A 17631-nucleotide genomic window follows, 5' to 3' on the forward strand; every position below is an offset into this window, starting at 1 on the left:
TTTCCGATCCGAAACCTCGTTTCGGGGGGGGCGGACGATGGACCGGAACACACTTGCCGGAAACAATCACACAAGCGAGCATGCAGCTTACAGGAAAGCGGATCCTCGTAACCGGCGGTGCCGGTCTGGTTGGTTCTCAGATGGTCGATGACCTCGTTGCGGACAACGACGTCGTCGTCGCGGACGACCTCTCTAACGGAATCGAATCGTCGATTCCCAGCGATGCCGAGTTCGTGCAAGCGGATCTGACCGACGAGTCGGCGGTCGCCGAAGTCATCGACAGCGGCTTCGACGCCGTCTTCCACTTCGCGGCGGCGGACAAGTACGTCAACACGGACGACCCGCGCCCGCAGTTCGAGGACAACGGCGAGATGACGTACAACATCCTCGAACGGATGGACGAGGTCGGCGTGAGTAACTTCGTCTTCACCTCCTCCTCGACCGTCTACGGCGAGGCACCGAGGCCGACGCCGGAGGATTACGCGCCGCTCGAACCCATCAGCATCTACGGGTCCGCGAAACTCTCCGAGGAGGCCCTCCTCTCGACGTTCGCCCACTCGTACGACTTCACCGTCTGGAATTTCCGCTTCGCGAACATCGTCGGCCCGCGGTTCGGCGCTGGCGTCGTCCCGGACTTCGTGGAGAAACTGGACGACAACCCGGATGTTCTCACAATCCTCGGCAACGGCCTACAGGAGAAGTCCTACATGCACGTCACCGAGTGTACCGAGGCCATCCGCTACGTCGTCGAGAACGCCGACGAGGCGATGAACACGTACAACCTCGGGACGCGGACGACCACCTCGGTGAACACCATCGCGGACATCGTGGCCGACGTGATGGGACTCGACCCCGAGTACGAGTACACCGGCGGCGACCGTGGATGGACGGGCGACGTACCCAAGATGCGCCTCTCCATCGAGAAACTGTCGGCGCTCGGCTGGAAGCCCTCCCAGAGCAGCGACGAGGCGGTTCGACGCGCGGCAGAACAGTTGTACGACGAACTGAGGAACTGAGTGGAAAGTCGGTTAGACCCTGAAATCGGTCCGTGCTTCCACGTCCTCCTCCATGATTTCGAGCGTCGCAACGACGGTGTACTGGCCCGGTTTCGCGTCGGGCCATCCGCCGGAGTAGGTCTTCTCGACGTCCGGGTCGAACGCTACGTTCTGGAGCGCCTGCGTGTACATCTGCCCGTCGCTCGCGCGCCAGATCTCTGCGCCGTCGTCGAGAACGGCGAAATCGGCCTTGAGGCCGCTCCGGAACGTCACGTTCGTGGGGTCAGTGTCGGTATTTTTCACCCGCAGTTCGAATTCGACGGTTCCGTCCGTCGGCGTCGCCGTTACTTCGCTTTCGAGCGTCATTATTTCCGGTTCGTTTCGCTAGTTCGAAAAGGTTGTCCCCTTCGCCCCAATTCTTTCCCTCTCTTTCTCTCTTCGGACTCGCTGATTCGGAACCTCCGATGAAAAATGCCGCCGGTAATATGGATGGAGATACGGCCGTCAGCTGAGGATATGGCCGTCATCTGAGGATATGGCCGTCAGCTGATGAGAACGGCGTGTTGGTGATGATGCGGTCGTCGAAATTAGACCGCCGAGTACACGTCGAGGAGGCCGTAGCCCTGCTCGTTGCTGGACAGGCCGAGGTCCTCCGCGGTGTTCTGGAGGCGGCTTCGGGCACCCGTGTTGGAGTAGCCGAGTTGGCCCATCAGGATGCCTGCAGCACCGGCGACGTGCGGGGTCGCCATCGACGTTCCCGAGAGCGTCTCGTAGGAGTCCTGATAGTAGGTCGAGTAGATGCTGCTGCCGGGTGCGGCGATCTCGACTTCCGATCCGGTGCTGGAGAAGTACGAGAGACCGTCCGAGGAGTTGGTCGAACTGATGGCGACACATTCGCTGTACTTCGCCGGGTAGCCGACACAGTCCGTACACGGTCCGGAGTTCCCGGCCGCCGTGGCGAGGAAGACGCCATTGTCGTACGCGTACGAGACCGCGTCCTGCAGCGCGGAGGAACCGGACGAACCGCCGAGGCTCAGACTCCCGACGTCCCATCCCTGATTCGCGACGTATTCGATACCCGCCGCGATGTCGGAGTACGATCCGCGCCCGTTGCTGTTCAGTACCTTCACGGCGTGGAGCGTGGCCTCGGGTGCGACGCCGACGACACCTTGGCTGTTGTCCTCCGCGGCCGCGATACCGGCACAGTGCGTCCCGTGGCCGTTGTTGTCCTCCCAGCTCGAACTGGTGTACGAGGTCCCGCTGCCGATGTTGTTGTCCAGGTCGGGATGCGAGGAGTCGATCCCCGTGTCGATGATGGCGATGTCAGCGCCCGCGCCCGTGTATCCGGCGCTGTGTGCTTCATCGGCGTCCACGCGGTCCACGCCCCACGGAAGGGTCTGGCTGAGTGCGTGCATCGTCCCGTCCTCCTCAACGTAGCGTACCTCGCTCCGTCGTTGGAGCGCTTTGACGGCCTTCTTCGGTACTTCGAGCGTCACCGCGTCGAACGAGAAATCGTGGTGAACTTTCGACGATGCGTCCATCGCCGCCCGCTTTCCTGCTTTCCCACGATACCCGACGTTGACCCGTACCTTGTCCGTCGGTTTCGCGTTTGCGAATCCCGTGACAGCCAATCCTGCCGTCGCTCCACCGGTCGCCCTGAGTACGTTACGTCGTGAAACCGCCTTTTCATTGCGTGGCATTGCGACTGAAATCATGTAGCACGCTCTCTTAAATTTTTTTCTTGGATTACTAGATTAATAAAAAATATCCTCTTCTGGAATAATCCGTCTCGACGTCGTTCGTCGCTCAATTCTCGCTCGAATCAAGTCCCAAGGTGGCCGCGACGTCCACGAGTCCGTAGCCCTGTTCGTCGCTCGACAGACCGATGTCCTCCGCCGTCTCACGGAGTCGCTGGCGTGCGCCCGTGTTCGTGTACCCCGTGGCCATCATCTGTGCCGCCGCGCCGGAGACGTGCGCCGTCGACATCGACGTCCCCGAGAGGGTTCGGTAGGTGTCGTCCCAGTACGTCGAGTTGACGCTTTTACCGGGCGCGATGAGTTCGATTTCCGGGCCTCGACTCGAAAAGCTGGCAATGTCGTCTTCGGTGTTCGATGCGCTCACCGCGATGACCTCCGACGACGAGGCCGGGTAGCCGACACAGGACGTGCACGGACCGGACCCACCCGATGCACCGACGAGCAGGCAACCGTTGCTGTAGGCGTACTGTACCGCGGAGTCGACCGTCGAGGACCCGGACCCGCCGCCGAGGCTCAGGTTGATGACGTCGTAACCCTGGTCCGCCGCCCACTCGATTCCCGCCGCGATGTCGGAATACGATCCGCTGCCGTTGCTATCCAGCACCTTCACCGCGTGGAGCGTCGCTTCCGGTGCGACGCCGACGACGCCCTGACCGTCGTTCGCGGCACCGATGATTCCCGCGACGTGTGTCCCGTGGCCGTTGTCGTCGCTCCACGAACTCCCGACGACGGCTTTCCCCGTCCCGAGGTTCGCCTGCAGGTCCGGATGGTTCGAGTCGATGCCGGTATCCACGACGGCCACATCCGCACCCGCACCGGTGTAGCCGCTCTCGATGGCGATGTCGGCGTCGATACGGTCCACGCCGTGTGGAAGGTCCTGAAGGAGCGCGTGCATCGCCCCGTTTTCCTCGACGTACGCCACGCCGGGCGCGGATTCGAGCGCCGATATCGCGTTCGCCGGAACGCGAACCGTCATCGCGTCGATGGAGTCGAACTCTCGCACCACGTCGCTCGCCGCTTCACGGGCCATCCGTCGTCCGGCGTGTGTCTCGAAGCCGACGTTTACCTCCCGAAGCCCATCCGCTCCGGCGGCGACGCCGCTCGCACCAACGGCAACCATCGATGCACCGGTCGCTTTCAATACGGTCCGACGAGTCGTAACTCGTGTTTCGTCCGTCATCAAAACAAATAGAGACCAACCCTGTATAATATTTATTTCTAGTATTTAGTACTAGTATTTATTAACTGACTTGGTGTGAAAATGTTCCACGCGTCCAGAGCCGTAGCTCGTCGGTTTGGAAAACGAAAGTTGGTGTGATGAGCCGTCGACCGGGTCGCTGTCTCAGTTGTCGCTGGAGTCGAGACCGAGCGCGGCGGCAACGTCGAGGAGACCGCTCCCCTGCACGTTGCTGGACAGGCCGAGGTCTTCGGTCGTGCTCAGGATCTGGTCTTCCGCGTCGCGCGCCGAGTAGCCCTGTGCGATGAGCTGACCGACCGCACCGGCGACGTGCGGGGTCGCCATCGACGTTCCGGAGTAGGTGTCGTAGCCACCGGGGACGGTCGAGTAGATATCGGTACCGGGGGCGATGATGTTGACTTCCGGACCTTGGCTGGAGAACGAGGACTGTTCGTCGCTGTCGTTCGAGGACGCGACGGTGATCGTCTCGGGGTAGGCACCGGGGTACTCGACACAATCCGTACACTGGCCGTCGTTCCCTGCCGCCGCCACGAGAACGACGCCGTTGTCGTACGCATACTCGATTGCGTCCTTGAGCGTCTGCGAACTGGAGGAGCCACCGAGACTCATGCTGGCGACGTCCCAACCCTGATCCGCGACGTACTCGACACCGGCCGCGATGTCGGAGAACGACCCGCTTCCGGAACAGTCGAGCACTTTGACGGCGTGAAGCGTCGCCTGCGTCGAGACGCCGACGACGCCCTGGCTGTTATCCACGGCGTTCGCGATACCGGCACAGTGCGTCCCGTGGTTGTTGTCGTCGGACCACGAGTCGTTACAGGAGTTGCTGTTCCCGTAGAGGATACAGCTACCCGTGTATCCGCCGCTGCCACAGGTGACGAACGACTTGCCCGAGCCGACGTTCGCCTGCAGGTCCGGGTGGTCGTCGTCGATTCCCGTGTCGACGATGGCGATGTCGGCACCGGAACCCGTGTCACCGTTGTCGTGCGCGACGTCGGCATCCACGCGGTCCACACCCCACGGGGTCGTCTGAGCGAGGGCTTCCATCGTGCCGTTCTCCTCGACGTAGCGGATGTGGGGGTTCTTTTCGAGCGCGGTCGCCGCCCGTTTCGGCACACGAATCGTCATCGCCTCGATGGAGTTGAACTCCCGGACGACTTCGTCCGCACTGCTTCGGGTCATCGCCCGTCCGCGTGCGCTCTTGAACCCGACGTTCACTTCCACCTTGTCCGTCGGCTCGGCCGATGCCAAGCCAGTCGCACCGGCCGCTGCGATGGAGCCACCGGTCAGTTTGAGAATATTACGTCGTGATACGCCATTGGCTTTCCTTACCATACCATATGGTAGAATGAAACATGAGTTTAAAAAATTAACTATTTTACTTAGTATAAGTAGAATCAAAGAGATATTAACTTTCTATCGGATAATGGCTTTTGTATAAATCGGAGACGATGGTCGGCTACCGAACTGACCGGTTAGTTGTCGCTGGAGTCGAGGCCGAGTGCGGCCGCCGTGTCGAGGAGCCCTGCGCCGCTCTCGTTGCTCGAAAGGCCGATGTCTTCCGCGGTTTGCTTGATCGTGTCCCGCGCCTGTGTGTTCGACGCCCCGTTGGCCATCAACTGACCGGCGGTCCCCGCGACGTGCGGGGTCGCCATCGACGTTCCCGAGAGGGTGTCGTAGCCGCCGGGGACGGTCGAGTAGATGCTGCTGCCGGGTGCGGCGATCTCGACTTCCGATCCGGTGCTGGAGAAGTACGAGAGACCATCCGAGGAGTTGGTCGAACCGACTGCCATGACTTCTGGGTAGGCTGCAGGGTAGCCGACGCAGTCGGTGCACGGACCGCTGTTGCCCGCCGCGGCGACGAGGAAGACGCCGTTGTCCACCGCGTACTGGCACGCATCACGGAGCGTCTGCGAACCGGACGAACCGCCGAGGCTCATGCTCCCGACGTCCCAGCCCTGATCCGCGACGTACTCGATACCCGCCGCGATGTCCGAGTACGACCCGCTACCCTGGTTGTTGAGCACTTTGACGGCGTGGAGCGTCGCCTGCGTCGAGACGCCGACGACACCTTGGCTGTTGTCGATGGCGTCCGCGATGCCGGAACAGTGCGTACCGTGTTCGTTGTCGTCGTCCCAGTCGTTCCGGCACGTACTCTTGCCGCCGCGACACTTGACGAACGCCTTTCCAGAGCCGATGTTGGCTTGCAGGTCGGGATGATCCGAATCGATTCCCGTGTCGATGATGGCGATGTCGGCACCGGAACCCGTGTCGCCGTTGTCGTGTGCGACGTCAGCGTCCACGCGGTCCACGCCCCACGGAAGCGTTTGGCCGAGTGCATGCATCGTGCCGTTCTCCTCGACGTAGCGGACGTGAGGATTCTTTTCGAGCGCGGTCGCCGCCCGTTTCGGCACGCGAATCGTCATCGCCTCGATGGAGTTGAACTCCCGGACGACTTCGTCCGCACTGCTTCGGGTCATCGCCCGTCCGCGTGCGCTCTTGAACCCAACGTTCACCTCCACCGTGTCCGTCGGCTTCGCCGCTGCGAATCCGGTTGCACCCGCTGCTGCAAGCGAACCGCCAGTTAGTTTGAGAATTTTACGCCGTGATACGCCATTGGCATTCCTTACCATGCAACTGTAACAATAGACTATGTGTTAATATAATTTCTTGCCCATATTGTGAAATTAAACTGCAGTTTCATCTTCACTGACCGTTTGACCATCACCGAAGTGACACCGTCACGCCCCGGATTGTGCGTTTTCCTCGACGTAGCGTATTTCCGGATGCTCGTCCAGTTCCTCCCAGTTTGTGCGCGGAATCGTCACCGTCACCACGTCGAGCGACGCGAACTCCCGAACGACGGTCACTGCGGCGTCCAACGCCGCTCGTTTGCCTCCCTCACCGTCGTACCCGATGTTCACTTCGACGGTGTCCCGCTCGGAATCTCCCGATTCATGGCCTGACACGACATACCATTGCCAAGGACGTTATTAAACTATTTTCATAGTTGTACTTTCTATTGAAATAATAAAAAATTAACAGATCAGAATGGGAGAACCCGTAGATATCGAGCGGAACGATACGCCTTTTATCCGGTGAAACCCAACGTGCGTTGTGCAGATCGTCGGCTACGAGACAGGCGCATCCGGTGACGAACCACCAGCACTGCTGGTGAGCGACGGCGATTCCCTTTCGCGTGAGACGCTCGAACGGGGGACCGAACTCGAATATACGCTCGGGGAACGACACTGTGCGGGAACGTTCGACGGGTCGACGCACATCCCCTGTTCTCGTCCCGACGCCCCTTACTGTGATGTCCACACCAGCACGTGGGTCTGTGCTCGCTGTACCGGTACCTGTCTCAAGGACGAGATGGACTGTTTCGAGGACCACGCCATCTATCTCGCCGCGTTCGCACCCGCGATATTCAAGGTCGGCGTTACCCGTGAGTGGAGACTCGAAACGCGGCTTCGGGAACAGGGTGCGGACTGCGCCGCCCACCTCGCGACCGTGAAGGACGGTCGAATCGCCCGCGAGCGCGAGGCCGAAATCGCCGAAACGTTCACCGACCGTGTCCGCGTCCCGGCGAAGATCCGTACCCTCAACCGAACCGTCGACGGGACCGCGTGGCAGGACGCGTTATCCCGGTTCGACCCGCTCGAAACGTTCGAGTTCGATTACGGCTTCGAACTGGAATCCGCACCCGTCCACGAGACGCTCGCCAGCGGCACCGTCCTCGGAACGCAAGGCCGTGTTCTCGTCCTCGAACGCGCCGGGACGGCCTACGCGACGGACATGCGCGACCTCGTCGGCTACGAACTCGAAGCCGGTACGACCGACCGAAGCCTGCAGGCCAGCCTCGGCACCTTTTAGATTCCGTACTCCCCACATTCGGTGTGGCAGACGTGACCCTCTCCTTCGAGAACGGGACGCTTCGGGTCGAAACCGAGGGCGAAATTCCCCACATCGAATCCGACCCGCGCTCGAAGACGCGCCGCGCCCCCGCCTTCCGCTACGCGGCCATCCGCAAGTACTGCGAGGAGGATGGACTCTCCCTCTCGGACACCGTCCTCGACCTCGCCGAACTCCCGCCGCTCCACTCCGCCTACGAACTGCGGGACTATCAGGAAGCCGCGCTCGATTCGTGGGAGGACGCGGGACGGCGGGGGGTTCTCGAACTCCCGACGGGGAGCGGAAAGACCGTCATCGGCGTGAAGGCCATCGAACGCTGTCAAACCCCGACGCTCGTCGTCGTCCCGACCATCGACTTGCTCACGCAGTGGCGGCGTATCCTCGAAACCGAGTTCGACGTTCCCATCGGCCAACTCGGCGGCGGCGAACAGAACGTGGAGGGACTCACCGTCTCGACCTACGATTCGGCGTACCTCCGGGCCGACGACATCGGCGACCGGTTCGGTCTCGTCATCTTCGACGAAGTCCACCACCTCGGCGGCGAAGGCTACCGCGAAATCGCCCGCCTGCTGGCCACCCCCGCCAGAATGGGGTTGACCGCGACGTTCGAACGACCGGACGGCGCACACGAGGTCGTGAGCGACCTCGTCGGACAGAAAATTTTCGACATCGACGTGGACGAACTCGCCGGAACGCACCTCGCGCCGTACGACGTGAAACGCATGACCGTCGAACTCACGCCCGAGGAGCGCGAGCGATACGAGGCGGCACAGGGCGTCTTCACCGACTACCTCGCCAGTTCGTCCATTCAGATGCGAAGCGGGAGCGACTATCAGGAACTCGTCAAGCGGTCAGGAAGCGACCCGAAAGCCCGCAAGGCGCTCCTCGCCAAGCAACGCGCGCGTGACATCATGATGAACAGCGAGGGGAAGGTCACCACGCTCGGTGAAATCCTCGGTAACCACCGGGACGACCGGATCATCGTTTTCACCGCCCACAACGACCTCGTGTACCGCCTCTCGGAGCGATTTCTCATCCCAGCGATCACACATCAGACGTCGGCCCCCGAACGTCGGGAGATCCTCGACCGCTTTCGGCGGGGTGATTACTCGCGCGTCATCACGTCGAACGTGCTGGACGAAGGGGTAGACGTTCCGGATGCCAACGTCGCAGTCGTTCTCTCCGGGAGCGGAAGCGAACGCGAGTTCACCCAGCGTCTCGGCCGAATCCTCCGCGCGAAGGACGACGGAGGGCGTGCGCTCCTGTACGAAGTCGTCACCGAGGAGACGGCCGAAGTTCGCGTCGCGAACCGCCGCCGATAGATTTTCGTCCATCCGTTCAGATAGTATAGATTGTTTTCATACTATCTTCTACGTCTATAGTTTTGATAGTATTTTAATAGTACTCAATATTTGTGTCGCCTTTGTCTCGAATGGGGGCGACCTCTCCCTCTGACATGGCTCCCGGGGTCGTCCCCGACTACTCTTCGAATCGGAGACTGACGATGACCGACGTATCCACCCCATCGACGACCGGTGAATACGAACTACTGACTGCGAAACAGAAAGAACAGGTCGGGAACACCGAGACGGCAACCGTTCGGCGCGTGCACGTGAGTGAGACGCACGTCTGTCTTTTACTCGAGTTCGGGTGGACGGCCGACCCGGCACGGGTCAGTTACGATTTGGACGACGACGGTGACGTGCGTAACCTCGAAGCCGTGACCGCCGAACACGGTTTCGAGTTCGTGCAGGTCGGGTACTTGGAAGAACTTCCGCTGGCAGTTCGATACACGGATGACGAATGGGTTCCGACCGCCCACACCGTGTCGTCGAGCGGGTACGGTTCCCTCCTCGAAGTCGTTAGCGTGGAGCGCGTTCGAACGGCCGTCCGTCGATTTGTCGTTCGGGTACGGTCGATAACCATGGAGGAGTTCATCGTCGGCGTGATACTCACCAAAAAAATGCTCGTGGTCGCGATTCTGATCTGGTGGCTGCTGTAGTTACTTCAGATTGATGGATATCGGCCGGTTCGTTGCGTTCTCGTATCTGTCGTACGTCATGTCGAAGGGAACACTGATCTCTTTCGTCTTTCCTGCGGGAACCGTTATAGTCGGTGTTTCCTCGTGAACAGTACCGTCCGTTTTTACTGTCACCTTGAGGTCCGCGGATTCCGTTTCCTTCCCGGTGTTTTTCACCGTAACGACGACCACGAGGTGGCCGTTTTCCCCCTTCTTCGGCTTGATTCCGCGACTTTCTAAGTCTCCGGATCGACTATTATCCCCGTCATCCTTTTGATTTCCACGGCCACCGAGAATAGCGGCACAACCGCTTATCGAGGTAAGAGAGACAACGAGACCGAGTTTCTGGAGGGATTCCCGTCTTCGCATACTCCATACCCATTGGAGCAGTTGGAATGAATCTTCTCATTCCGACTGCTTTTGTATTCGAACTACGTACCCCACGCCGTGCTTACGAAAGACCTGCTCCGGGTTTCCCGCGCCGGGGGAGGCTACCATCCGCAGTTCGCCGACCGAGAACACCGACCGCTCGCAGCACGCGTGCTCGGCACGTATCAGGGCCACGTCGGCGAACCGCACGCTCGGCTCCAGTCCGCACTGTCCGACCTCGAAGCTGACGCATCGGATTTCAAACTCGTTCGCGGGTTCGCCAAACTCCTCGAACGCGAAGCGACGTTCGAACCTCGTGCCCCCATCCGACCCGAACGCGCTCGAACCGTCGCGTTCGAAACCGCGGAGACGGTCGGTGTCGCCACCGAAGAGGAGCGAAAGACGGCGCTCGACCGCGCCGCGGAGCGCCTCGACGCGACTTCGGACGACGTCGCCACATCGCTGTACGCCGACCTCGAAGAGCGTCAACCGCTCGTCGCGTTCGATTCGCGATGGGACCCCGACGAACTCGTTGCCCAGTACAACCTCTCGCTCGCCCAAACCGCGCTGTTCGACGCGACGGAACTCCGGGTTCGAACCTCGGACCCGCGAGCGCTCGTCTCGGCCGTCAAACGACTCCGGTTGATGTACGAAATCCACAAGACGGACGCCGGACGGGAGGTCGTCGTCACCGGCCCGGACGCGCTCTTCCGTTCGACGCGGCGATACGGAACGCGGTTCGCCCGCCTGCTTCGAACCGTCGTCAAGGCCGATTCGTGGCGACTCGTGGCGACCATCGACGACTACGGAACCGAGCGCGAACTCGTGCTCTCCGATGCGGACCCCGTACGCCCACCCGGAACGGAACCCATCGCCGACGTGACGTTCGACAGCGACGTCGAGCGGGAGTTCGCGACCCGATTCGAAGCGCTCGAACTGGACTGGGACCTCGTCCGCGAACCGGAACCGCTCGCGGCGGGTGCCCGAGTGATGATTCCCGACTTCGCCTTCGACTATCGACACGCCGACTTCCGCATGTTCTTCGAGATCATGGGGTTCTGGACCCCCGAATACGTCGAAAAGAAGCTCTCTCAGTTGGACGCCGTGGATGACGTCCAACTGCTCGTCGCAGTGGACGAAACGCTCGGCGTCGGCGAGGAGATTTCCGCCCGGGACCACCGCGCGATTCCGTACTCGGGGTCGATTCGACTGAAGGACGTCCGTGACGCCCTCCGGCGGTACGAGGACGAACTCGTCGCCGCGAGCGTCGATGCGCTCCCCGACGAACTCGTGCCGGACGCGGACGTGGTTTCCATCGCAGACCTCGCCGAGGAACACGGCGTCAGCGAAGACGCGCTGGAAGGCAAGTCGTTCCCCGGGCATCGACAGGTCGGCAGAACACTGATTCGACCCGCCATCCTCACGGATATCGGGGACGAAATCGAGGACGGCATGGCCTACTCGGACGCGAAATCGACGTTCTCCGAGCGGGGTATCGAGGACGACAGCGCGCTCCTCTCGGAACTCGGCTACGTCGTCGAGTGGGAGGGACTGGGCGGCGGCGTCGTGCGACGCCACGAGTAAGATAGGTGGTGTGAAACCCTCAGAGGTCCCGCTGTCGCCCCTGCGGCACGAGCGACTGGAGTTCGCCGTGAAGGAACAGGCCGACGCCGAGCGGTTCGATTTTTCCCGCGATTTCGTGCGCGGCGATGAGATAGCCCCAATCGCCGTCCCAATCGACTTCCTGATCCTCGCCACGGGCGAACCGACTCGCTCGCTCGGCGTCGAGTTCGATGACGTTTTTCGTCGCGTGCCGACCGAACCGCTGGGCCGCGTTCGTCGTCGGCTTCCAGTGGCGCTGTCGCGTGCGGAGGAACGTCATCCCGAGCGCTTCGATGTGAACGGGCGATTCCAAATCGCCGTCGAGTATCCAGATCTTTCCTTTCCCCTTCTCCCAGAAGGAAGCGTGCTCGAACGTCTCCGGCGGGATGCCGAACCGTTCTTCCCACCAGTCGAGGACTTCGGCCCTGCTCACGCGCCCCGACACCTCGCGGCCGTCTTCCGTCTCCGGCAGGCGGTCGAATCGCTGGCCGTCGTTCGACGCGAGTTCCTCATCCCTATCGCTCATCGGCCCACCTCCAACTTCGCACAGAAGAACCCGCCCGTGTCGTTGTGGTGCGGGTAGAACCGTTTCGCCTTCCGAATGCTGTCGTCGAACTCGTCATCCTTCCACTCCGTGAGTCCCGGTTCGGATCGCAGGCCGATGTCGTACTCGACCAGTCGGCAGTCCTCGCGGGAGAGGACGTAATCGAGGACGGCCTCGTTCTCCTCCGGGGCGAACGTGCAGGTGGAGTACACCACTTTGCCCCCCTCGCGCGTGGCCTGTATCGCCCGGCGGAGAATTCCCTTCTGCACGCCAGCAACGCCTTCGATGTGGTCGAGTCCCCAGTCGTCCAGCGCGGTCGGGTTCTTTCGAATCGTCCCCTCGCAGGAACACGGAACGTCCACGAGCGACACATCGAAGGTCTCGATGCCGAACGGTTTGAGCGAGAAGTTCCTGGCGTCCTGATTCGTCACGGCCGCGCAGGTGACGCCGAGTCGTTCGGTGTTGAACCGGAGCGCCGACAGTCGGCCGAGGTTGCTGTCGTTTGCCACGACCAACCCTTCGTCGTCCATCAGCGCGGCGAGTTGGGTCGTCTTGCTCCCCGGCGCGGCACAGGCGTCCAACACCCGCTCGCCCGGTTCGGGGTCGAGGACGAACGCCGGAATCGAGGAGACCTCTTCCTGTCCGTGCGTCCAGCCGTGAAACGAGGGCCACGTGTTGCCGGGTTTGCCCTCGATTTCCAGTACGTTCTCGTTCCAATCGCGCGGCGACCACTCGACGCCGCCCTCGTCGAACGCCCGCGTTACCTGCTCGCGGGTCGCTTTGATGCGGTTGACCCTGACGACAGAGGGCAGCGGGCGCTCACACGCCGCGAGAAACGCCTCGAAATCGTCGAGTATGGGTTCGTAGCGCTCCAGTGCGTCCATTGCTCGGCTATGCGGGCGAGAGGTGTTTGTGGGTTTCGAAGTCGTCGGTGGCCGACCCGCCCGTCTCACCGTTTTCCCTCGCCCTCGTTATTAAGATGAGTCGGTCCGAATTTACGGGTATGACGAATATCGCCGTCGTCGCGGACGATATCGAACTCGACGAACCGACGTTGGTCGAAGGGCTCCCCGGACTCGGACTGGTCGGCAAAATCGCCACGGACCATCTCATCGAACAGTTCGATATGACCTACTACGCCGCGGTGGACTGCGATGGAATCCCCCAAATCGCAATCTACGAGGACGGAAAACCAGACCTCCTCCCGCCGGTTCGCATCTACGCCGACGAGGAACGCGACTTGCTCGCGCTGCGAAGCGACGTTCCCATCTCGGCGGACGCCGCCCCGGAGTTCGCGGACTGTGTCACGGGTTGGATGGAATCGAACGACGTGACGCCGCTCTACCTGAGCGGCCTGCCCCAGCAGAAACAACCCGGAAAAGTGCCCGAACTGTACGGGACCGCGACCGGCGACATGGCCCAACTGCTCGAAGAGTACGACATCGGGTTCCCGACCGAGATGGGAGCCATTAGCGGCCCGACCGGCGCGCTCCTCCACCGCGCAAGCCGACGCGGCGTCGACGCAATCGGCCTGATCGTCGAATCCGACCCGCAGTTCCCCGACCCCGAAGCGGCCCGCGTCCTCCTCGAAAAGGGCGTCGACCCCATCGCCGGTACCGAAGTGAACACCGAAGAACTGGTCGAGAGCGCCGAGGAGATTCGCGAGCAGAAAGAGCAGTTCGCACAGCGCATGCAGCAGACCGAAGAGGCGGAGAGTTCGCAGGCCCAACCGCTCAGAATGTTCCAATAGAACGTTTTACGACGGTCAGAAGTCAGCGGTCGCGTGCCGTAGCGCGCGACCGCTGACGGCTTCCCTGTAAAACGTTCATCAAAAGCGCTCCTCCCTCACTTCGTTTCAGATACCTCGCGGAGCGAGGTATCTGAACTCCGTTCAGTCGTCGGCCCGGAAAATCTCCGATTTTCCGGGAGTGTTGCTGGTCCCCGTGACTGTGTCGGTTGCTGATTTCTGGCGGTTGTGAAAATGCACGTTTTCGACGCCCCTATCGATTGGTGCTAGCGAACTCGATGGAGGACGAGTGGTAAAGAGATGTTCAAAGTTGACACTCGCGTCCGATTTCGTTCTCGTACTCCGTCTTGATCCGTTCGAACAGTTCCTCCCCCAACTGCGTTTGAAAACGCGGAGCGGCGGTGGCGAAGAACTCGTCCAAGTTCTCGAACTCGTCGAAGTGGTCGTTCGATTTGGCTTCGTCGTACCGGTTCTGGGACTCGTACTTGAGCGCCTGAAGGCAGTTATCGACCAAGTCCATGTCCTTGACGAACCGTGCGGTCCGCGTCTCCCGCGCCTCGTACTCCTCCCACAACGACACCAACTCGCCGTCCTCGAAGGGACTGACGAGGTCGGTTACCGCGCTCCGTTCGGCGGCTTCCTTCTCCGCCGCCGAGATGGTCTCCCGTCCGTCTTCCGCGCGGGTGGCGATATCCCCTGTTCGCGCTTCCCCGAGGTCGTGGATGAGGGCCATCGTAACCACTCGTTCGCGGTCGACGTCGGCCCGTCCGGCGTAGAGGAGACACAGCGATGCCGTCCCCCACGTATGTGCCGCGACCGACTCAGGAGCCTCGATGTTCCGCAGAACCCACCCGGTGCGGAGTTCGTCCTTCAAATCGAACCATTCCAGCAAGGAGTGTAGTTCGTCGCTCATCGTCCCGAGAACGGACGAGACGACTATTTAGAATGTCGGTTAATCGTGCAGTTACGCTTCGACCACGAGTTCGAACTTCCACTGTATCATAATCGCCGGGTTCGTTTCGTCAACGAAGTAATCGTCGGCGAGCGAGTCGTCCAGTTGAAACTCGAACTCGTCGTCAGGTGCTGGCGTTCGTCCGGCCTTCAGTTCCGTCTCGCCGACTCGAACGGTGGGAAAGGTATCTGGCATGGTGGTCGTGGGGGTGGGGGTTGTTGGGTTAGCAACTAGTTTTACAGGAAGGATCATCATACTTCTCCGAAGCCATCGCCTTTTTCCATCCCAACCGCTTTCCCCCACTCATGAGCGATACTGAGGACGTGGATTTGAACCAGTTCTTCCGCGACGTGGACAAGGTGTACAGCGAGTACGACAACGGCTACATGGACGCCGACGCGGCCCTCTCGGTCATCGACGACCATCTCGAAGCGCTTCGCGCACAGGTCGAGTAATCGAAGCGAAGAATTATCGGGTTCCGTTTCGTCGCTTTCGGTGTATGACCGGCTTTTCGGACAGGGTCGAACACGTATCGATAAGTGGCATTCGGAAAGTGTTCGAGGCCGCAGGTGAGGACGCCATCAATCTCGGACTCGGACAACCGGACTTCCCGACGCCGGAGCACGCCCGGGAGGCCGCGCTGGAGGCCATCGAATCGGGCGCGACGGACGCCTACACGTCGAACAAAGGGATTCCCCAGCTTCGGGAAGCCATCAGCGCGAAGCACGAACGCGACAACGACATCGACGTGCCGCCGGGGAACATCATCGCCACGGCGGGTGGCAGCGAAGCGCTCCACATCGCCCTCGAAGCGCACGTCAACGCGGGCGAGGAAGTCATCTTCCCCGACCCCGGGTTCGTCGCGTACGATGCGCTGACCCACCTCGCAGGCGGAACGCCGAAACCCGTTCCCGTGCGCGAGGATTTGACCATCGACCCCGCGGTTATCGAGGAACACATCACGGACGACACCGCCGCGTTCGTCGTCAACAGCCCCGGCAACCCGACCGGTGCAGTGTCGAGCGAGGAGGACATGCGCGAGTTCGCCCGCATTGCGGACGAACACGACGTCCTCTGCATCTCCGACGAGGTGTACGAACACATCGTCTTCGAGGGCGAACACTACTCGCCGATGCAGTTCGCGGAGACGGACAACGTCGTCGTCGTCAACGCCTGCTCGAAGACGTACTCGATGACCGGATGGCGACTCGGTTGGGTTGCGGGAAGCGAGCGCAGGATCGAGCGCATGCTCCGCGTTCACCAGTACGTTCAAGCCTGCGCGAGCGCTCCGGCGCAGTTCGCCGCGCTCGGCGCGCTGACCGGCCCGCAGGACACCGTCGAGGAGATGGCCGCCTCGTTCGAGGAACGCCGCGATATTCTCCTTTCGGGGCTGAACGACATCGGACTCGAAACGCCGACGCCGCAGGGTGCATTCTACGCCATGCCGAAAGTTCCGGACGGCTTCGTGGACGAAGTCCTCGAACGCGGCGTCGTCGTCGTCCCCGGCGAGGCGTTCGGCGAGCACGGTGCGGGCTACGCTCGCATCTCCTACGCGACGAGCGTCGAGGAAATCGAGGCGGCACTGGAAATCATGGGTGAAGCGGCGGACGCAGTTCGCTGAATTTTCCGCCCTCTTTCGGCCTGAGACTTTATCAGCGATGGCGTTGTCGGTCGATGCGATGCCCATCTCACGCCGCGGTTCCGGCGTGGTTCCTGCCGCACGCGCAGTCGCTTCGCAAGTCCACCCCGTGTTCATGCTTCCGCCCGTCGCAGCCTCGTGGTTCGGGAGCATGCTGGCCGGGGAATTTTCGCTCGCGACCGGCGGACTCCACATGGTCGCCATCTTCGCGGCCGTCTACACGGCCCACGTCAAGGACGGCTACGTCGATTTTTACATCCGGGGCGAGGACGAGGACCACCCGCTCACGGCGAACGGCTGTAAGCTCCTGCTCGTCGCCGCCGCGACCCTCTTCCTGGTTTGCCTCGGCGGACTCTGGGTGACCGTCGGCGTCGGCGCGGTGCTCATCACGCTCCCGACGTGGTTCATCGGCTATCTCCACGCGCCGCAACTCGACACGAACCCCATCACGACGACGACCGGTTATCCGCTCGGTATCGCGCTGTCGATCCTCGGCGGTTACTACGTCCAGACGGGGACGCTCTCGCCCGTCGCCATCGCGTTCGCGCTCGTCTTCCTCGTTCTGCTCTCGGGCGTGAAGGTCATCGACGACGCGCAGGATTACGAGTACGACCGCTCCATCTCGAAGCGAACCGTGGCCGTCGTCCTCGGGCAGAACCGCGCTCGAACGACCGCCTACGGACTCATTCTGTTCGCGTTGCTCTGTGTCCTCGGACTTTCGGTGTCGGGGGTGTTCCCGCCGAGTTCCGTTCTCGCAGTGGTGGCGTTCGGTGCCGTAGCCGTCGTCGCCTACCGGAGCGGCCCGGAACTCGCCACGATGTTGCTCATCCGCGGGTCGTACGTCTTCCTCGCGCTGTTGCTGACGGCGGTGTGGTTTCGTCCGCTCTCGTAAG

At 61.7% G+C, this 17631-nt stretch carries 20 protein-coding genes; 9 read left to right on the plus strand and 11 right to left on the minus strand.

Annotated elements, in window-relative coordinates:
- Nucleotides 1-80: 80 nt before the first annotated feature.
- Nucleotides 81-1016, plus strand: coding sequence for an NAD-dependent epimerase/dehydratase family protein (locus NKF26_RS19230; protein WP_253226296.1), 936 nt, complete (start codon nucleotides 81-83; stop codon nucleotides 1014-1016).
- 12 nt (nucleotides 1017-1028) lie between these two features.
- Here NKF26_RS19230 and NKF26_RS19235 read toward each other — a convergent pair whose 3' ends face one another.
- The 6 genes from NKF26_RS19235 to NKF26_RS19260 all read right to left on the minus strand — a co-directional run bounded on the left by NKF26_RS19235 (nucleotide 1029) and on the right by NKF26_RS19260 (nucleotide 6919).
- A complete protein-coding gene (locus tag NKF26_RS19235) occupies nucleotides 1029-1361 on the minus strand; it encodes a BsuPI-related putative proteinase inhibitor (RefSeq protein WP_253234753.1) in 333 nt (110 codons plus the stop codon).
- Nucleotides 1362-1582: 221 nt separating this feature from the next.
- The gene (locus NKF26_RS19240) at nucleotides 1583-2695 is read right to left on the minus strand and encodes a S8 family peptidase (protein WP_253226298.1); all 1113 of its coding nucleotides are present in this window, start codon (nucleotides 2693-2695) and stop codon (nucleotides 1583-1585) included.
- Nucleotides 2696-2801: 106 nt separating this feature from the next.
- Nucleotides 2802-3932 (minus strand): S8 family peptidase, encoded by a 1131-nt coding sequence (locus NKF26_RS19245; protein WP_253234754.1) that lies wholly within the window; start codon nucleotides 3930-3932, stop codon nucleotides 2802-2804.
- A gap of 162 nt (nucleotides 3933-4094) precedes the next feature.
- Nucleotides 4095-5174 (minus strand): S8 family serine peptidase, encoded by a 1080-nt coding sequence (locus NKF26_RS19250; RefSeq protein WP_369682172.1) that lies wholly within the window; start codon nucleotides 5172-5174, stop codon nucleotides 4095-4097.
- A gap of 251 nt (nucleotides 5175-5425) precedes the next feature.
- Complete coding sequence (locus NKF26_RS19255; protein ID WP_369682173.1) at nucleotides 5426-6472, minus strand: S8 family peptidase; 1047 nt, start codon at nucleotides 6470-6472, stop codon at nucleotides 5426-5428.
- Between the two features lie 219 nt (nucleotides 6473-6691).
- On the minus strand, nucleotides 6692-6919 hold the full coding sequence (locus NKF26_RS19260) for a hypothetical protein (RefSeq protein ID WP_253226302.1): 228 nt from the start codon (nucleotides 6917-6919) through the stop codon (nucleotides 6692-6694).
- 148 nt (nucleotides 6920-7067) lie between these two features.
- On the opposite strand from NKF26_RS19260, the gene NKF26_RS19265 reads away from it, so the two are divergent.
- The 3 genes from NKF26_RS19265 to NKF26_RS19275 all read left to right on the plus strand — a co-directional run bounded on the left by NKF26_RS19265 (nucleotide 7068) and on the right by NKF26_RS19275 (nucleotide 9867).
- Nucleotides 7068-7826 carry a DUF2797 domain-containing protein gene (locus tag NKF26_RS19265; protein WP_253234755.1) on the plus strand — a complete coding sequence of 253 codons (759 nt, stop codon included), beginning with the start codon at nucleotides 7068-7070 and terminating at the stop codon, nucleotides 7824-7826.
- A 23-nt stretch (nucleotides 7827-7849) separates the two neighbouring features.
- The gene (locus NKF26_RS19270; protein WP_253234756.1) at nucleotides 7850-9187 is read left to right on the plus strand and encodes a DEAD/DEAH box helicase family protein; all 1338 of its coding nucleotides are present in this window, start codon (nucleotides 7850-7852) and stop codon (nucleotides 9185-9187) included.
- A 182-nt stretch (nucleotides 9188-9369) separates the two neighbouring features.
- A complete protein-coding gene (locus tag NKF26_RS19275) occupies nucleotides 9370-9867 on the plus strand; it encodes a hypothetical protein (RefSeq protein WP_253234757.1) in 498 nt (165 codons plus the stop codon).
- Here the strand turns inward: NKF26_RS19275 and NKF26_RS19280 are convergent, their stop codons facing one another.
- Nucleotides 9868-10254, minus strand: a complete 387-nt coding sequence (locus NKF26_RS19280; protein ID WP_253226306.1) for a hypothetical protein — start codon at nucleotides 10252-10254, stop codon at nucleotides 9868-9870. It abuts the gene before it with no gap.
- Nucleotides 10255-10332: 78 nt separating this feature from the next.
- Here NKF26_RS19280 and NKF26_RS19285 point away from each other — a divergent pair, with 78 nt between their 5' ends.
- Nucleotides 10333-11838, plus strand: a complete 1506-nt coding sequence (locus NKF26_RS19285; RefSeq protein WP_253234758.1) for a DUF790 family protein — start codon at nucleotides 10333-10335, stop codon at nucleotides 11836-11838.
- A 19-nt stretch (nucleotides 11839-11857) separates the two neighbouring features.
- Here NKF26_RS19285 and NKF26_RS19290 read toward each other — a convergent pair whose 3' ends face one another.
- Together NKF26_RS19290 and NKF26_RS19295 are read right to left on the minus strand one after the other, a co-directional pair.
- Complete coding sequence (locus tag NKF26_RS19290) at nucleotides 11858-12382, minus strand: hypothetical protein (RefSeq protein ID WP_253226308.1); 525 nt, start codon at nucleotides 12380-12382, stop codon at nucleotides 11858-11860.
- Nucleotides 12379-13284 (minus strand): RsmB/NOP family class I SAM-dependent RNA methyltransferase, encoded by a 906-nt coding sequence (locus tag NKF26_RS19295; protein WP_253234759.1) that lies wholly within the window; start codon nucleotides 13282-13284, stop codon nucleotides 12379-12381. Before NKF26_RS19295 ends, NKF26_RS19290 begins: the two co-directional genes overlap by 4 nt.
- Nucleotides 13285-13403: 119 nt before the next feature.
- Here NKF26_RS19295 and NKF26_RS19300 point away from each other — a divergent pair, with 119 nt between their 5' ends.
- Nucleotides 13404-14150 carry a proteasome assembly chaperone family protein gene (locus NKF26_RS19300; RefSeq protein ID WP_253234760.1) on the plus strand — a complete coding sequence of 249 codons (747 nt, stop codon included), beginning with the start codon at nucleotides 13404-13406 and terminating at the stop codon, nucleotides 14148-14150.
- Nucleotides 14151-14451: 301 nt separating this feature from the next.
- Here NKF26_RS19300 and NKF26_RS19305 read toward each other — a convergent pair whose 3' ends face one another.
- The gene (locus NKF26_RS19305; protein WP_253234761.1) at nucleotides 14452-15060 is read right to left on the minus strand and encodes an HD domain-containing protein; all 609 of its coding nucleotides are present in this window, start codon (nucleotides 15058-15060) and stop codon (nucleotides 14452-14454) included.
- 51 nt (nucleotides 15061-15111) lie between these two features.
- Nucleotides 15112-15294 carry a hypothetical protein gene (locus NKF26_RS19310; protein ID WP_253226312.1) on the minus strand — a complete coding sequence of 61 codons (183 nt, stop codon included), beginning with the start codon at nucleotides 15292-15294 and terminating at the stop codon, nucleotides 15112-15114.
- Nucleotides 15295-15404: 110 nt separating this feature from the next.
- Between NKF26_RS19310 and NKF26_RS19315 the strand changes: the two genes are divergently transcribed.
- The 3 genes from NKF26_RS19315 to NKF26_RS19325 are packed head-to-tail and all read left to right on the plus strand — an operon-like array spanning nucleotide 15405 to nucleotide 17630.
- Nucleotides 15405-15554, plus strand: coding sequence for a hypothetical protein (locus tag NKF26_RS19315; protein WP_253234762.1), 150 nt, complete (start codon nucleotides 15405-15407; stop codon nucleotides 15552-15554).
- Between the two features lie 44 nt (nucleotides 15555-15598).
- Nucleotides 15599-16720 carry a pyridoxal phosphate-dependent aminotransferase gene (locus NKF26_RS19320; protein WP_253226314.1) on the plus strand — a complete coding sequence of 374 codons (1122 nt, stop codon included), beginning with the start codon at nucleotides 15599-15601 and terminating at the stop codon, nucleotides 16718-16720.
- Between the two features lie 58 nt (nucleotides 16721-16778).
- Nucleotides 16779-17630, plus strand: a complete 852-nt coding sequence (locus tag NKF26_RS19325) for a UbiA family prenyltransferase (protein WP_253226315.1) — start codon at nucleotides 16779-16781, stop codon at nucleotides 17628-17630.
- The last annotated feature ends 1 nt before the right edge of the window (nucleotide 17631 follow it).

The organism is Haladaptatus sp. AB618 (genome assembly GCF_024136965.1).
Classification (GTDB): domain Archaea; phylum Halobacteriota; class Halobacteria; order Halobacteriales; family Haladaptataceae; genus Haladaptatus.

What these genes read in the sequence shown, in the direction of transcription:
- NKF26_RS19280 (WP_253226306.1), bottom strand. Translation starts at nt 10,254, where the DNA reads ATGCGAAGACGGGAATCCCTCCAGAAACTCGGTCTCGTTGTCTCTCTT.
- NKF26_RS19310 (WP_253226312.1), bottom strand. Translation starts at nt 15,294, where the DNA reads ATGCCAGATACCTTTCCCACCGTTCGAGTCGGCGAGACGGAACTGAAG.
- NKF26_RS19300 (WP_253234760.1), top strand. Translation starts at nt 13,404, where the DNA reads ATGACGAATATCGCCGTCGTCGCGGACGATATCGAACTCGACGAACCG.
- NKF26_RS19240 (WP_253226298.1), bottom strand. Translation starts at nt 2,695, where the DNA reads ATGCCACGCAATGAAAAGGCGGTTTCACGACGTAACGTACTCAGGGCG.
- NKF26_RS19305 (WP_253234761.1), bottom strand. Translation starts at nt 15,060, where the DNA reads ATGAGCGACGAACTACACTCCTTGCTGGAATGGTTCGATTTGAAGGAC.
- NKF26_RS19235 (WP_253234753.1), bottom strand. Translation starts at nt 1,361, where the DNA reads ATGACGCTCGAAAGCGAAGTAACGGCGACGCCGACGGACGGAACCGTC.
- NKF26_RS19230 (WP_253226296.1), top strand. Translation starts at nt 81, where the DNA reads ATGCAGCTTACAGGAAAGCGGATCCTCGTAACCGGCGGTGCCGGTCTG.
- NKF26_RS19290 (WP_253226308.1), bottom strand. Translation starts at nt 12,382, where the DNA reads ATGAGCGATAGGGATGAGGAACTCGCGTCGAACGACGGCCAGCGATTC.
- NKF26_RS19320 (WP_253226314.1), top strand. Translation starts at nt 15,599, where the DNA reads ATGACCGGCTTTTCGGACAGGGTCGAACACGTATCGATAAGTGGCATT.
- NKF26_RS19245 (WP_253234754.1), bottom strand. Translation starts at nt 3,932, where the DNA reads ATGACGGACGAAACACGAGTTACGACTCGTCGGACCGTATTGAAAGCG.
- NKF26_RS19325 (WP_253226315.1), top strand. Translation starts at nt 16,779, where the DNA reads ATGCCCATCTCACGCCGCGGTTCCGGCGTGGTTCCTGCCGCACGCGCA.
- NKF26_RS19295 (WP_253234759.1), bottom strand. Translation starts at nt 13,284, where the DNA reads ATGGACGCACTGGAGCGCTACGAACCCATACTCGACGATTTCGAGGCG.
- NKF26_RS19315 (WP_253234762.1), top strand. Translation starts at nt 15,405, where the DNA reads ATGAGCGATACTGAGGACGTGGATTTGAACCAGTTCTTCCGCGACGTG.
- NKF26_RS19275 (WP_253234757.1), top strand. Translation starts at nt 9,370, where the DNA reads ATGACCGACGTATCCACCCCATCGACGACCGGTGAATACGAACTACTG.